The organism is Acidimicrobiia bacterium (assembly GCA_041394025.1).
Lineage (GTDB): Bacteria > Actinomycetota > Acidimicrobiia > IMCC26256 > JAOSJL01 > JAOSJL01.
The window spans coordinates 272533-287880 of the sequence record JAWKJA010000002.1 but is presented as its reverse complement, the minus strand read 5'-3'; the positions used below and the strand labels follow the sequence as shown (position 1 = coordinate 287880).

The 15348-nt window shown below is 69.0% G+C and carries 12 protein-coding genes; all 12 read right to left on the bottom strand.

Annotated features, from left to right (window positions below):
• Nucleotides 1-1296 carry a cation:proton antiporter gene (locus tag R3A49_01290; protein ID MEZ5169365.1) on the bottom strand — a complete coding sequence of 432 codons (1296 nt, stop codon included), beginning with the start codon at nucleotides 1294-1296 and terminating at the stop codon, nucleotides 1-3.
• Nucleotides 1297-1341: 45 nt separating this feature from the next.
• Nucleotides 1342-2493: an ABC transporter substrate-binding protein gene (locus R3A49_01285; protein ID MEZ5169364.1), complete on the bottom strand. Its 1152-nt coding sequence runs from the start codon at nucleotides 2491-2493 to the stop codon at nucleotides 1342-1344.
• 9 nt (nucleotides 2494-2502) lie between these two features.
• Nucleotides 2503-5313 (bottom strand): ATP-binding cassette domain-containing protein, encoded by a 2811-nt coding sequence (locus R3A49_01280; GenBank protein ID MEZ5169363.1) that lies wholly within the window; start codon nucleotides 5311-5313, stop codon nucleotides 2503-2505.
• 78 nt (nucleotides 5314-5391) lie between these two features.
• Nucleotides 5392-6672: an ABC transporter substrate-binding protein gene (locus R3A49_01275; GenBank protein ID MEZ5169362.1), complete on the bottom strand. Its 1281-nt coding sequence runs from the start codon at nucleotides 6670-6672 to the stop codon at nucleotides 5392-5394.
• 45 nt (nucleotides 6673-6717) lie between these two features.
• The gene (locus R3A49_01270) at nucleotides 6718-7491 is read right to left on the bottom strand and encodes an ABC transporter ATP-binding protein (GenBank protein MEZ5169361.1); all 774 of its coding nucleotides are present in this window, start codon (nucleotides 7489-7491) and stop codon (nucleotides 6718-6720) included.
• Nucleotides 7488-8117, bottom strand: coding sequence for an isochorismatase family protein (locus R3A49_01265; GenBank protein MEZ5169360.1), 630 nt, complete (start codon nucleotides 8115-8117; stop codon nucleotides 7488-7490). The genes R3A49_01270 and R3A49_01265 overlap by 4 nt, the downstream gene beginning before the upstream one ends.
• Before the next feature lie 12 nt (nucleotides 8118-8129).
• Nucleotides 8130-9818, bottom strand: coding sequence for a class I adenylate-forming enzyme family protein (locus R3A49_01260; protein ID MEZ5169359.1), 1689 nt, complete (start codon nucleotides 9816-9818; stop codon nucleotides 8130-8132).
• Nucleotides 9819-9825: 7 nt separating this feature from the next.
• The gene (locus R3A49_01255) at nucleotides 9826-10248 is read right to left on the bottom strand and encodes a hypothetical protein (GenBank protein ID MEZ5169358.1); all 423 of its coding nucleotides are present in this window, start codon (nucleotides 10246-10248) and stop codon (nucleotides 9826-9828) included.
• A gap of 21 nt (nucleotides 10249-10269) precedes the next feature.
• Nucleotides 10270-11097 (bottom strand): ABC transporter ATP-binding protein, encoded by an 828-nt coding sequence (locus tag R3A49_01250; GenBank protein MEZ5169357.1) that lies wholly within the window; start codon nucleotides 11095-11097, stop codon nucleotides 10270-10272.
• Nucleotides 11094-11870 (bottom strand): ABC transporter ATP-binding protein, encoded by a 777-nt coding sequence (locus R3A49_01245; protein MEZ5169356.1) that lies wholly within the window; start codon nucleotides 11868-11870, stop codon nucleotides 11094-11096. The genes R3A49_01250 and R3A49_01245 overlap by 4 nt, the downstream gene beginning before the upstream one ends.
• Entirely contained in the window at nucleotides 11857-13872 is a 2016-nt protein-coding gene (locus R3A49_01240; GenBank protein ID MEZ5169355.1) for an ABC transporter permease, read from the bottom strand. Before R3A49_01240 ends, R3A49_01245 begins: the two co-directional genes overlap by 14 nt.
• A 107-nt stretch (nucleotides 13873-13979) precedes the next feature.
• Nucleotides 13980-15302, bottom strand: a complete 1323-nt coding sequence (locus tag R3A49_01235; GenBank protein MEZ5169354.1) for an ABC transporter substrate-binding protein — start codon at nucleotides 15300-15302, stop codon at nucleotides 13980-13982.
• Nucleotides 15303-15348: the final 46 nt, after the last annotated feature.

Below are 15348 nucleotides of genomic sequence, written 5' to 3'. Positions count from 1 at the left end.
TCAGATCGACTCGTCATCGCCGCGGAGATGGTGCGGCACCCAACGGAGCCGGTGGTGGACCGTCGGTTCCATCTCCGCCATCCCCGGCTCCTCGGCCGCCGCCTCCACGCGGCGACCGTACAGGTCGGACAACGGGACGGCGCTCAGCCCGTGGGCGAAGACGCTGGCCAGCACGGTCCACGTGACGACCGTGAAGATCTCCTCGTGGGCGGGCACGTCGGCGCTCTCGAGCACGAGGAGGCCGAACACGATCGACGCCAGGCCCCGCGGGCCGAACCACCCGACGAAGGCAACGGTGTCACGGCGCAGCCCGGCGCCCGCCAGTGCCAGGGCGACGGGAACCATGCGGATCAGCGTCAGGCTGAGAACGGCGTAGAGAGCGACCTGCCAGGTGAGCTCCCCGAGCGTCGGACCGACGAAGGCGCCACCGAAGATCATGAACGTGATCAGCGCCAGGAGCTGGCCCTCCTCCTCGGTGAAGTCGAAGATCCCGGAGCACACATCTCGCGTGACGTTCCCCACCACCAGGCCGGCGACGAAGGCGGCGATGAAACCGTTCCCGTCGATCTCCTCGGCGGTGAAGAACGCTCCGACGGCGAGCGACAGTACGGCGAGTTGACGGAACGTCCCGTCCATCCAGCCCGATTCCGTGGCGCGATCGACGAGCCATCCCCCCACGAGACCGATACCGATCCCGACGAGCACGCCGAAGCCGATCTGCTTCGTGGCGAAGCGCACCCAGAAGTCGGCCGATTCGACGCTCTGGGTCGCCGACGCCCCGGCGATGAACAGTGTGATGAACGGGACAGCGATGCCGTCGTTGAGCCCGCTCTCGACGTTCAGGGTCTGTCGGATCCTCCCGGGCACACGGGGGCTGGCGACCACCACCTGGCCGAGTGCCGCGTCGGTGGGCGTGAGGACGGCGGCGAGCAGGAGTGCGCTCCACGGCGCCACGTCGAACAGGCCGTAGGCGACGGCGGCACCCCCGGCGATCGTGAGAGGCATCCCGATCACCAGGAGGCGGATCGGCAGGCTGCTCTCCCGGCGTAGCTCCCGCAGGTGGATCCGGGCGGCGTCGGTGAACAGCACGAGCACCAGAGTCAGCTCGGCGAGGATCCGCACGAGCTCGCTCTCGAGACCGAGTGGCACCACGTCGAGCACGTCGGGACCGACCAGGTACCCGAACGTGACGAATACGATCGGGCCGGTGAGCCAGGTGCGCGAGAGCCGTGCCGACACCGCGGCGTAGGAAACGACGAATGCCGCCACGACCGCGATCCCGATCGATTCCTCCACGGAGGCGACCGTAGTGCGTACCGCGTCCGATCGGGTCGTGTGCCCTCAGGTGAGGTTGCGTCCGCAGGAGTAGCCGACGGCCGTCTCGGTGCCGTCGGCGGTGTACCGCACGAGCGAGCCGCACGGAACGGGGACCCGGTGGTTGCGCGGCCAGGAGGCGGGGCCCGCCGTGGCCTCCGCCTGCCACTCGAAGTCGTCGTTCGCCCTCTGGAGGAACCTCTCCACCGTGAGGTCGGACCCGGTGGCGTCGAGGACATCGAGGAAGGCGTCGGCCGCCCAGTACCCGGCAGCCAGATCGTCACTCAGAGGCGTCGGGTCGAGTCCCTTCGTCTCCTCGTACTCGCGCACGTCGTCGATGAGTCGTTGCACGATCGGATTCTCGTCGGCCGACTCGAAGGGGGAAAAATCCGTGAGCACGGTCGTGCCCTCCGGCAGACCCCGACCGCCAGAAGCCGTGGGAGGCGGTGGACCGGCTGTCTGCACGGTCTGCACTCCCGAGTAGCCGGCGTCGATCAACGCGTGAGCCGCGAGGTTCGTGTCCTCGTACGCCGACGGGAACACGACGACGTCCGGGTCGGCCTCGTTCACCGTCGCCACCACCGATGGCACGGAGTCGAACACGTCGTCGCCGACGGTCGTGGTCGTGAAGCCAGCGGCTTCGAAGGACTCCACGACGAGATCGGCGGCCGATCCCTCGAGCGCCATCACCAACGCCGTGCGGTCGCTATCGCCGAAGTCGCCGGCCAGGGCCACGAGGTCGCCCCAGATGGAGCTGGGCTGGGCCTGGCAGCCGATCACGGAGAAGGCGTAGTCCACCGAGCAGAACGACCCGTTGTGGGCGGCGCCGAACACGGGCCTGTTCACGATGTCGGGTGTCGTGCCGTCGTCGTCACCCGCCGCCGGGTCGAGGGAGTCGTCCGCCGCTGGGAGCAGGGCGAAGGTGTCCCCGGTCGGCTCGTCCTCGAGGAGCACACGGCGTCCCTGCACACCCCCCTCGCGGTTGGTGCGTTCGATACGCGCCGCCGCACCGACCACGGCGTGGGGCTCGGCGCCCTCGGGCACTCGCACGATGACCTCGTCGTCGGTCACGCCCGTCGTCGTACGTGTGTCGGGCTCCACCGGATCGTCGTCGCCACCGGTGCAGCCGGCGAGGATGAGAACAAGGGCGGTCGCGGCCACCAGCAGTCGTCGGAGCATGGCGCGACCCTACGTGTCCTCCACCCCGAGGTACGCAGCGGCGAGCCGTTCGGCGTCCGCCTCCTCACGCGGACCCACCCACGTGACACGACCGAGCTCCATGAAGGCGACGACGTCGGCCACCTCGAGTGCCTCGCGGGCCTTCTCCTCGACGAGCAGCACCGCGACGCCGCTGTCCCGGAGTTCCTCCACCATCGACATGATCTGCTCGGTGACGATCGGCGCCAGTCCGAGGGTGGGCTCGTCGGCGACGAGGACGTCGGGTGGGTGGAGGAGTGCCGGCGCCAGCGTGAGCAGCTGCTGCTCGCCTCCCGACAGGAGACCGGCCGGCTGTGATCTCCGGTCGGCGAGCAGCGGGAAACGCCCGAACGCGCGGTCCCGCCCGTCACCGTCCGGCAGGTGCAGCGCCAGGTTCTGTTCCACCGTGAGGTCCGGGAAGACCCCCCGGGCCTCGGGCGCCAGGTACAGCCCGCCCCGCGCCCGACGAAACGTCGGCGTGGCGCCCACGTCCTCGCCCGCCCGCAACACCCGGCCGCCCCAGGGGTCGATGAGCCCTGCCGCGACCGAGCAGAGCGTCGACTTCCCGGCGCCGTTCGCACCGAGGAGAGCGACGGCGGTGCCCGGGTGGACCGCCAGGTCGACACCGTGCAGCACCTCGGCGTCGCCGTAGCCCGCCCGGACCTGCTCGAGCGCGAGGGCGGGAGCGCGTCCGTCCTCGGTGGAGCGCTCGGCGGTGCTCGCAACGTCCGTGGTGGTGCGCGCCGCCCGCTTCTCGTCCACCGCGTCGCCCGTATCACGACGTCCGGAGCGACGTGCCCGGCCCCCGACGAGCGCCAGGAGCCCGTCGGGGTTGCGGGCCAGGGAGATGGCGCCGAACCCGAACAGGATCATGGGGACGGCGGCCGAATCGAGGGCGACGCGGACGTCGTCGGGGATCCAGGCCCACGGGGCTCCCGACCAGGTGGCGACGCCGTCGAGCAGCGCCGGTGTCGTGGCGAACACCAGCCCGGCGAGGACGGCCCCTCCCGCCCTGCGTACGCCGAACGTGACAGTGACGGTGAGCCAGATCAGTCCGAGGATCGCCGGCGCGCGTGTGTTCGTCATCGGGCTGTTCACGACGGCGAAGAAGGCTCCACCCAGTCCGGCGATCGCCGCCGAGATGACGAACGGGAACAGCCGTGCCCGCACGGGCGAGATCCCCGTCGTGCGCGCGGCGACCTCCGACGACCGGACAGCGAGCACGGCACGACCGGTGGAGGAGTTCTGGAGATTGTGGATCAGCAGCGCTCCGAGCAACACGAGAGCGAGGAGCACCATCGACATGGTGCGAGGCTGGCCCAGGTCGAACGGGCCCAGCTGCGGTGCCGGCACCGACCACCCCGACGAGCTGTTCCTCACCGAATCGAGCTGGAACACGAGCTGGTCACCGATGAAAGCGAGCGCCAGCGTCGCGAGAGCGAGTGCCAACCCGCCGAAGCGCAGCGACGGCAGTGCCACGAAGAGCCCGACGACCGATGCAACGGCCGCTGCGGCGAGCGCCGCCACGAGGAAGTTGAAGCGGCCGTTGTTCATGAGCAGAGGCGTCGACGACGGCCACTGGTGGTTGACGAGCCACCCTGCTGTGAACCCGCCCACTGTCACGAAGGTCGCCTGCGCGAGGCTCACCGCACCGCCGAGTCCGGTCACGACGACGAACGACAGGAAGATGAGCCCCAGCACGAGCCCCTGCGCGACGAGCCCCGCCCAGAAGTCGTCCGCGATCCACTGGACGTACACCGTCAAGCCGACCGTCGCGAGAATCCAGGGCAGTCGACGCCGCCACGCCGGGAGCCCTTCCCGGTGGTCGGGTGGCGGATGGTCCTCGGGAACGACCGCCCCGGCCCGGCCGACTCCGCGACCGAGGAACACGAACAGCGCCAGCAGCAGGAGGATGAAGGGCACCGCGGTGCGAAACCCGGTGACGTCCTCCAGGACCGGCGGAGCGTAGCCCTGGACGAGGTTCTGGATGACCCCGACGGCGAGGCCACCGACGAACGCCAACGGAAGCGAGCGCAGGCCGGCGAACACGACGGCGGCGAACGAGGCGAAGGTGAGGATCAGGAAGGTCAGCGACGTGATCTCGAAGATGGGTGCCAGGACCACGCCGGCCAGGCCGGCGAGGGTCGCGCTGAGCATCCACGACACCGACGACGTCCACTCCACGTCGACACCGCGTAGTTGCGCGAGGTCGCGACGGTCGACGGCGGCACGGGTCTCGAGACCGAGGCGTGTGTGGCGCAGGACGAGCCAGAGCACCAGCGCGCTGAGGGCCGCCGCTGCGAGGACGATGAGCTGGTTGCTGTCGACGGTCACGCCCTCGAACAGGGTCCAGGTCTTCTTGGGGACCGGGCCGAGGCCGGGTGGGCGGATGACGAGCGTGGTGTCGGGGAGCGTCCAGTCCAGGATCTCGTTGAGCTTCGCCACGGACCACTCGCACAGAGCGGGGAGTGCGATGACGAGGCCCACCGTCCCGACGATCCGGGCGAACTCGGGAGCGGTGGCCAGGCGCCGGAAGAGCACACGGTCCAGAACCCACCCGAGGAGCGGCGCGAACACGAGGATCGCCAGGAGTGCGGCGGGAAGCATCGGCATCCCGACACCACCGTCGGCCGTGGGCTGGTTGAGCTGGAAGTAGAAGAAGGCCGTCGCGAACGCCACGGCGCCGTGCGCGAAGTTGAAGATCCCCGACGTCTGGAAGGTGAGCACCAGCCCCGAGGCGAGGATGGCGTAGATGGCGCCCGACACGACCCCGCTGACGACGAGGCTGAGGAACTCACTCACGGGTCGACAGCATCTCGGTCTGCGGCCGCTTTGATGTCACGGCACGCCGGCAACGGCGATCGCTCTCCGATTCCGGCGTCACTCCACGTCGACGACCTCGCCGCACACGAGGTCGACGTTCGGCACGTAGGCGCCGTCACTGACGAGAGGGAGCGCCGCACACGGAACCGGCTGATCATGGTTCGTCGGCCATGTCGACGGGCCGATCACGTCCTCGGCCTCCCAGCCGAAGTCGTCGTTGGCCGTCTGGAGGAAGGTCTCGACGGTGACGTCGTCACCGGTCGCCTCCAGCACGGACAGGAAGAAATCGACCGACCAGTAGCCCGCCGCCAGGCCGAGGCCCAGAGGCTCGTCGGGGCTCACCGCCGCGACGTCGTCGAGCATCTGCTGGAGTGCCTCGGGCTTCGGATCGACCTCGTAGGGCTGCACCTGCATGATCACGGCTGTCCCGTCGAGGTCGGTGGCCGCCTGCTCGCTGCCGAGCAGTAGCGGACTGTAGAGGGGTGTGATGATGAGACCGTCGAAGCCGGCGGCCTTCAGCGCGCCCGACAGCCCGGCGGCGTCGAGATTGCTCAGTTGCACCAGGATCACGTCGGGAGCCCCGCCGTCGCTGCTGGTCATGAGGTCGTTCACGAACGGCGTGAAGTCGGACGTGGTCGCCGGCGGAGCGGGGATCGTCGCCTCGGCGTAGGGCACGCTGAACCCGACGTCCTCCAGCGAGGCCGTCAACAGGCGCAGGCCGCCCTTCCCCGAGTCGGAGTCGTCGGCGACGATCGACACGGTCTTGTCGGCGTCACCGTCGAAGTTCTCCTTCAGGGCGGTGCCGAGGGCGTTGCTGCCTTTCTGGAGGTCGGGATCGGTGACACAGCCGGTGAAGCCGAAGCCGATCTCGTTGCCACAGAACGCCGGATCGATCCCCCACCCGAAGAAGGGGACGTTCTCCTCGATCAGGAAGTCGACCGATCCTGACGCCGCCGCCGTGGCCACCGGAGCGATCGCGAAGACCTCTTCCTGGGTGACGAGACGACGGGCCTCCTCGAGGTTCGCGCCGGCGTCGTTGTTGTCGTGGGTGACGCTCACGAGCTCGATCATGCGCCCGTTCACGCCACCCTCGTCGTTGGCACGCTTCACGCGGGCCTCGGCGCCGACATCGGCACCGGAGAAGTTGACGTTGAAGTAGATCCCGCCGATCTTGATGCTGTCGTCGGTGACGCCGCGCGTCGTGCGCGTGGCGGGCTCCTCGGTCGACGACTCGTTGCCGGAGTCGTCGTCTGCGTCATCGTCGGTGGTGCTCTCACACCCCGCCGCCACCAACGCCACGACCGCCAGACCCACCAGTGCTGCGCGCCACCGTCCCACGACATACCCCCCCGTCTCGCGTTCTCGCTCCGCGGACAGTAGCCGCTACGTGGTTCCGAGGTACGCCTCCCGGACCGACGCGTCGGAATGGACTTCCTCGGGGGTCCCGGTCGCGAGGACGGCACCGCGGTCGAGGACGACGACACGGTCACAGTGGCGCATGACAAATCCGACATCGTGCTCGACCAGCAGCACCGCTGTACCGGCGTCACGCAGCTCCCCGACGATCGTGCCGAGGCGCTCGGCCTCGCGCTCCTCCAGGCCGGACGTCGGCTCGTCGAGGAGCAGCAGCTGAGGCGGCTCCACGACGGCCCGGGCGAGCTCCACGAGGCGTGCCTGGCCGATCGGCAGCGCCGACGCCTTGGCTGTCCGGACATCGGCCAGGCCGCAGGAGCGGAGGACCTCGTCGACCTCTGCGCGACGGGACCGCTCGCGGCGTCGGCGAGTGGGAAGCCGCACGAGATCGCCGACCGCCCCTCCTCCACCTCCCTGCCATTCGAGCGCGGCCAGGATGTTGTCCTCAACGCTCAACCAGCCGAAGACCTGTGCGCGCTGGTATGTGCGGTGGAGCCCACTGCGCGCCCGTCGAACGGCCGAGGCCGACGTGACGTCGACGCCGTCGAGATGCACCTTGCCGCTGTCGGGGTGCCGGACACCCGAGATCACGTCGAACAGGGTCGTCTTCCCGGCCCCGTTCGGGCCGATCAGCCCACACAGCTCGCCGGTGCCCACGTCGAGCCCGACGCCGTCGAGTGCGACGACACCACCGAAGCGGACGGTGACGTCGCGTAGGCCGAGCGCGGCGCGTGAACCACTCACTGCGAAGATCCCCAGATGGCCACGACGTCGTCGGTGGTCGTGAGGGTCGCCAGCAGGCTCAGCGTGTTGTCGAGGACGGCGTCGGCGTACTCGCGTGGCACACCGGCGACGGCATCGCGTGGCACCACGATCTGGAAGCCACGGTTCACGGCGTCGAGGACGAGGTTGGTGACACCGATGTTCACCGACACCCCGACACCCACGATCGTCGTGACTCCCGTGTTGCGCAGCACCGGCTCGAGTTGCGTACCCGCCATCGGACCGAGCCCGTGGTAGCGCTCCAGGACGAGGTCGCGGTCGTCGACACCGATCTCATCGGGCGGCAGGACAGCGGTGGACCCGGGAATGAGCGCCACCGGCGCCTTCGCGACGCCCGCGAACAGGCGTGCGTTGCGGTTGGCTCCGAGCCCGTCGCCACGCGTCGCCGCCGTGCAGTGGATGACGGGAACTCCCGCCGCGCGAGCGGCGGTCGCGAGGCGCGCGCAGCTCGCAACGAGGCCGGCCGACGCCGCCTCGGCGGCCAGCGCGGGGAGGACCGACGGCTCACCGACCACGCCCTGCTGCACCTCCTGGAGAACCAGGGCGGTGTGGCCGGGCGCCACGAGGCCACCGAGATGGACGGGCACGGACGTCTCCCCTCACTCCTCCACGAACATGGTGGGCGCATTGTCCTCCAACTGCTGCTTCACGACCTTCCCCGTGGCGTTACGCGGGAGAGGCTCCGGGCGCAACGCCACCGTGGCGGGGACCTTGTAGTACGCCAGTGTCTCGCCGACCCACTGACGGAGCTCCTCGGTGTCGGGTGACGCTCCGTCGGCGGGCACCACCACAGCATGCACCGCCTGGCCGAGGTCGTCGTCGGGAACCCCCACCACAGCCGCCTCGTGCACGTCAGGATGCTCCTCGAGCCGCTGTTCGATCTCCACGGGATAGACGTTCTCGCCGCCCCGGAGGATGAGGTCGCGCTTGCGGCTCGCCAGGAACAAACGGCCGTTCTCCATGTGGCCGATGTCGCCGGTCCTCAGCCAGCGGCCGGGGCCGATCACCTCGGCGGTCTCCTCCGGGCGGTTCCAGTACCCGAGCATGACCAGGGGGCTCCGGACATGGATCTCACCGTCGCGGACGTCGGGCAGCGCCTCGCCGGTGACGGGATCACGGATCTCGACCTGCACGGTGGGGAGCGGCCGACCGACCGAGTCGGGGTAGCGGTCGAGCTCCTCACCCGTGTTGAGACTCACCAGCGCCGAGCACTCGGTGAGCCCGTAGCCGACACCGAGCGTGGATCGAAGCCCGGGGATCAGCTCCTTCGTGCGTCTCTGGAGCTCCCGGGGAAAGGCCGCTCCGCCGCCACCGCCGCTGCGGACCGACGACAGGTCGTAGTCGGTGACGGCGGGATGCTCCACGACGCGACGCAGCATCGTCGGTGTGACGGACCATCCCGTGACCCTCTCCCGTTCGGTGAGCAACATGACCGTCTCGGGATCGAAGCGCCCGATCGTCCACACCGAGCGGATACCGCCGGCGAGGAAGACGATGGCGGCGTTGTGGAGCCCCGAGACGTGGAAGAGAGGGCTCGTCACCAGCTGGCAGTTGGGCGGGGCGTCCCCGGCGGGTGGGTGCAGCAGCATGATGCGCAGCCCGTGGAAGAAGTTGGCACCCAGGAGCGCGATCACGTTGCGGTGCGTGTGGATGGCTCCCTTCGGCCGGCCCGTCGTCCCGCTCGTGTAGAGGATCAGAGCAGGGTCGTCCTCGTCGATCGGCGTGTCGGGCAGACGGGCATCCGGTGCGTACTCCCACAGCTCCGCCATGTCGTCCTCCATCACCACGCACGGAACGCCGGGATCGGCACCCTCGAGGCGCTCGAGGCGCTTGCGGTCGGCGACGAGCAGCTTCGGGGAGGAGTCCGAGAGCCCGTAGCGGATCTCCGGTCCGGTCCACCAGCCGTTGAGCCCCACCGCCACCGCGCCGAGGCACACGGTGGCCCAGAAGGTGACGATCCACTCCGGCGAGTTGGCACCGAGGATCGCCACGCGGTCACCGGGCCCGACGCCGTAGCGGTCCGCCAGGGCGGCGGCGGTGGAGGCCACGAGTCGATGGTGCTCGGCGAACGTGAAGCGACGGGAGCTTTCACCGTCGCTGAAGATCAGGTACTCGGCGTCACCGAACCCGGTGGAGGCCTCGACGAGCTCACGCAACGACCCCATGCGGGTCGCGAAGACCTCGAGCTCCTCGCCCAGCACCGTTTCGGTCCTCGTCTCGAACGGAGCACCGGCGGCCTGGAGATCGGACTCGATCCGTGCCAGGTCTTCGGGAACGTCCGAGCTCACCGGCGCGCTACCGACTGCGATCGCGCTCGAGTGCCTCGATGATGCGGTCGGTCTGCGCCCGCTGCTCGTAGACGAGTCGGATCAGCCAGAAGCGGAAGAACCGCTGTGTCGTGAACCGCAGGTAGAGCCCTGCACCCACGATCGTGACGCCGATTCCGAATATCCCACCGCTGATGAGATACGAGATCTGCACGTTGAGCACGGCGGTGCCCGCCGCGCCCCAGTAGCCGAGCGCGATGGCCACGAGCCCGGCCGCCACACAGATCATGCCGATCACGAGCATCCTCGCCTCGACGGCCGCCGATCCGGCAGTTGCGCGCAGATCGCCGATCTCGCGCTCGAACTCCTCGGCACGCGTCGACGCGGCGTCGAGCGTGTCGGTTCCTGGTGCGCCGTCGGTGTTGCTGTCGGCATCCTGGGTCTGTGTCACGGCTCCAACCTACCCTTCCTGTCACACCTCGGCGCCGAGGTAGGCGCGCGAGAGATCGTCTTCGAGTTCGTCGGGCCTGCCGATCTTCACCATGCGGCCCGACAACATGAGGCCGAGTGCGTCGGCCACCTGCATCACGGTGCGGGCGAACTGCTCGACGATGAGGATCGACACGCCGTCCGCCGCTATCCGGCCGACCTGTTCGTAGAGCTCCTCCACGATGCGGGGCGCCAGGCCCATCGAGAGCTCGTCGAGGAGGAGCACGGCGGGGTTCGTCGTGAGCGCCCGGGCCATCGCGAGCATCTGCTGCTCGCCACCGCTCATGGTTCCCGCGAGCTGCCGGCGCCGCTCCCCCAAGCGGGGGAACTGGTCGTAGGTCCGCTCCTCGATGTCGGCCAGGGACGCACCGGCGTAGGTGGCCATCCGAAGGTTGTCGCGCACCGTGAGGTTCGGGAACACGCCGCGGCCCTCGGGAATCGTGCAGACACCGACCCGGCTGAGAGCCGCGGGGGAGACGCCGTTCAGCAGGCGGCCGCCGACCACCAGACCCCCGGCCGTGGGCTCCAGCTGACCGCACGCCACCTTGAGGGTCGTGGACTTGCCGGCACCGTTCGGACCGAGGAGAGCGACGACACTCCCCGTGGGCACGACGAGATCGATTCCGTGGAGAACCTGGATCCTCCCGTACGCCGCCTTCACCGAACGGAGCTCGAGCGCCGGTCGCTCCACCGGTCCGAACACCGCCTCCCACGCGTCGCGCCCGGTGTCGTCTCGCTCAGTACGAGTGACCGCACCCGGAGTGCTCCCTGTCGGACCGGTCTCCTCCGGCGCACGGTTCCACTTCGTCATGTCGTGGAGCTCCCCAGGTATGCAGCCTGGACCTGCTCGTCGCCACGGATCTCGTCGGGCGTGCCCTGCGCGATGACCGTCCCGAACTCGAGCACGTGGATTCTGGCGCAGGTGCTCATGACGAGGCCGACGTCGTGCTCCACCAGCAGTATCGCCAGACCCTCGGAGCCGATCTCGGTCAGGAGCGTGCCCATCTCGCGGGTTTCGGACGGGTCGAGTCCCGAGGAAGGCTCGTCGAGCAGGAGAACCTTCGGCTCGGTGGCCAGCGCCCGTGCGAGTTCCACGAGGCGCGCCTGTCCGGTGGGCAGTGCGTCGACGTACTCGTCGGCGATGTCGCCGATCCCGACGCGTTCGAGGATCGGGTCGACGACGGCGTCGGCCTCACCGGTGACGTCACTGAACACGTTGTGGATCTCCGCGGCGACGCGGACGTTGTCGCGCACGCTCAACGATCCGAAGACCTCGAGGCGCTGGAACGTGCGCGCCAGGCCGCGACGCGCTCGCACATGGGGAGCGGAGCGGGTGATGGGCCGCCCGCAGAGGCTGATCTGCCCCCGCTGCATGGACTGGAGGCCGCAGATGGCGTTGAACAGCGTGGTCTTGCCCGCGCCGTTGGGGCCGATGAGACCCGTGACGATTCCGGCCTGGGCGTCGAGGGTCACGTCGTCGAGCGCGAGAAGGCCTCCGAAACCCACGGTGACGCCGACGACCTCGAGGGCCGGCACCGGAGTCGCGTCGGGGTCGGTGTCGGGGACCGTGTCAGTGACTGGCAACGGACACCTCCTCGATGGCGAGCTCACGGTCGAGTGCCTCGACCTGAACGGGCGTCAGGTCCGCACCGAGTGGAAGTGACGCGTCGAGATCGGCGAGTGGATCGTGCTCCATGTCGCCGTCGGCCCTCGTGCGGCGCCCGAAGAACTGATCGCGCAGCCGTCCGGCGATCTCGGCCGCTGCGCCGTCGGGATTGCGTGCCAGCGAGATCCCGACCACGGCCGGTGCGATGGCGGGCAGCCAGTCGAGCTCGGGAACCTCCTGGGAGATGATCGTAATGAGGGCGAAGAAGAACCCGCCGAGCAGCGCTCCACTCGCCGTGGAAACCCCTCCGATCACCGCCAGCAGCAGGATGAGGAGGCTCGCGACCATCGTGAACTCGACGGCCGTCACGGTTCCCGTGAATCCCCAGTAGACGGCACCGCCGAGGCCGGCAATGGCGGCCGACATCGTGAAGACCAGGAGCTTCGTACGGTTCGTGCTCATGCCGAGCGTGGCGCACGCCGCGGGACTGTCGCGCATTGCTATCAGCCGACGCCCGAACGCCGCGCGCCGCATCGCCAGGATGCCGATGGCCAGCAGCGCGTAGACCACCGCCATGAACACGAAGTACGTCCCCTGGCTGTCCATCGAGAGCCAGGGCAGGTCGAGGCGTGGGACGAGGTTCGAGCCGGGCCCGAACATGCTCTCCAGGGGAAAGATGAGCACTTCCATGAAGACGGCGAAGGCCAGCGTCATGAGCGCGAGATAGAGACCGTCGAGACGAAGAGCGGGGAGCGAGACGATGGCGCCGACCGCCGCCGTGATCACCACCGCCATCAATAGCCCCAACCAGGGGCTCGTGTCCCCGAACTCGACCATGGCCCAGGCTCCGACTCCCGCGAACGCGAGTTGGCCCAGCGACACCTGCCCCGCGTACCCGGTGAGCGGAAGAAGCGAGAGGATCACGAGTGAGAGGCCCAGGCCCTTCCCGAGCTCGAAGACATTGTCGCGGGAGACGAACTGCACGACGAGCACCGCCGCCACGACGAGCACGACACCTCCGAGGAGAGACGCGCCGAATGACGCCACCTTGACCTTGGAGGCCGAGATGAGCCGCGAACCGCGCAGCCGTGCCTGCGGAAGCAGCAACAGGACGACGAAGAGCATGATCGCGGGAATGGCGCTCGGCAGCGACTGCAGGTAGCGGGGCAGCCGATCATCCGCGAACGCATACGGGAGATAGCCGACGGTGTAGTTGACGAGGAGCCCCAGGATCATCGCCCCGAGGAACGTCAGGGGAAGACTGCGAAGCCGGCCCACAACGGCCGCGGCGTAGGCGTCGACGACCAGGAGGGTGATGACGATGATGTCGAGGGAGGAGAAGGCCGACGCGAGGAGGATTCCCGCGAGGGCGGCCAGGGAGGCACCGAGCGCCCAGGCTGCCGCTCCGGCCCACGCGGGACGCGCTCCGTTGAGCGCCACGAGGTCGCGGTCGTCGACCGTCGCTCGCATCGTGGTGCCGATTCGGGTGTTGTAGAGGAGGATGCGCAGGCCCACCGCAACCGCCACCGCGACGAGGAACGTGATCGCGCGATGCCAGGTGACGAAGACGCCGAGCAGATCGAAGCCCTCCCCCTGGAAGAAGGGTGACACGACTCGCCTCTGTGGCGGCCAGCGCTCCCCGGCGATGCCGATGAGGCCGACCAGGAGGCCCACCGTCACCACCAGCGTCGTGGCCAGCGACGCGCCGTAGAGGCCCCGGATCAGGAGTCGTTCGATGAGGAGGCCGAACAGCGGCGCGACCACCACGACGATCAGCACGATCGCCAGCGGCGCTGGCCAGCCCCACTCCACCGTGAGCTGCCAGTAGAGGAAGGCAGCCATCATCCCGACGGCACCGTGGGCGAAGTTGAAGACGCCGGTGGTGGCGTAGGTCACGACGAGACCGCTCGCCGACACGAAGAAGATGCCGCCGGCCGTCAGGCCGAAGACCGTGAACTCGAGGAAGTCCCGGGCGTCCACGCCTCTACGACCGCCGTGTTCCGGCGTCGCTCCCACTGTCGATCGCGCTGCTCATCCGCTGCTCATCCACTGCTCACCCGCCCATGTGCCGGTCGCCGCCCGCTCACTCATTGCTTGGTCGACACGGGGAGACGGTTTCCCTCGATGCACTCGAAGCCCTCGTCGGGGAACTCACGCACGAACTCCCCGTCCTCCACCTGGAGGTACATGTAGCAGTCCGTCCCGATGTTCTCACCCGGATCGGTGGGGACGTGCATGCCGAGACCGTCCCACTCCGTGATCGAGCGCAGCTCGTCCATCAGCCCCTCTCTGGTGAGGTCGCTCCCCAGCGCCTTCGCCGCCGTCGCGAACAGCAACCCCGCCGACCACGACTGCACGCCGAGAGCGTCCGGTGAGGCACCCGGGACGGTCTTTTCGAGCCAGTCGAGGTACGTCTGCATCATCTCGCTCGTGTCGGCCTCCTCGAAGGGGACGGTCGTCACGTAGATGTGGAGTCCCTCCGCCGTCGCGCCCGCCGCCTCGAGGAAGGCCTCGGTGTAGACCTGCTGGCCGGCATCGACCCACTCGGGGGCGTATCCCTGCGTCTCGGCCTCGAGCAGGAAGTTGGCCAGATCGACGTCCTCGGCCTGCACGTAGACGTACTCGGCACCCTTGTCCTTCATCGACTTGACGCGGGGCTGCCAGTCGGTGGTGCTCTCCCCGATCCCGATGTCGTCGTTGATGATCCACTCGAAACCGATCTGTTCGTAGATGTCCACCTGTAGATCCGCCTGCTGGCGTGCGGCGCTCGGTGCGGCGAACATCGCGGCCTTCTTCACAGCGTCCGGCGCCTCGTCGATGACGTGGAGCCCGGGACCCTTGACCCACGAATCCGGCGGGTTGGGGATCGGCTGGACCATCAACGCCGTTTCTCCCGACGCCTGGGGGGAGCCCGTGATGCCCGGCACGCTCGGGATCCCGCACTCCTGTTGCGCCGGGAGCCCTGCGTCGTCGAAGAGCGAGCCGTTGCCCACCATCGCGAATGCGCTGTCGCACGCCTTCTCGACCGCCTGGAGGTGCTCGGTGAGCTTGGAATCCAGCTTCTCGAGCACGAGCTCACGGCCCAGGATGCCCCCGAGCGAGTTGCAGTACGCCACGAAGGCCTCCACCGCCTCCTGGTTCTGCTGGAAGAGCCCGGGCACGGCCGGTACGTCGATGTCGGCGACGTTGGCGATCGTGATCGAATCGTCGCTCACGCCGGTGTCGGTGGCACCCGAGGCGTCGCCCTCCCCGCAGGGCGACTCGATCCCGCTTTCGGACGGCTGCCCGGCCTGTTCGGTGGAGTCGGTGCCGCCACCCTGTGCCACCACGGCCTGATCATCGGTGCGCGAACCGCACGCCGCCGCCAGCAGACCGACCACGACCACGAGCACACCCAGCCGAGCCCTCACCTGATTCCCCCCAAACTGCATGAAACGCACACGAGACAGGGCAGCA

What these genes read in the sequence shown, in the direction of transcription:
- R3A49_01285 (MEZ5169364.1), bottom strand. Translation starts at nt 2,493, where the DNA reads ATGCTCCGACGACTGCTGGTGGCCGCGACCGCCCTTGTTCTCATCCTC.
- R3A49_01250 (MEZ5169357.1), bottom strand. Translation starts at nt 11,097, where the DNA reads ATGACGAAGTGGAACCGTGCGCCGGAGGAGACCGGTCCGACAGGGAGC.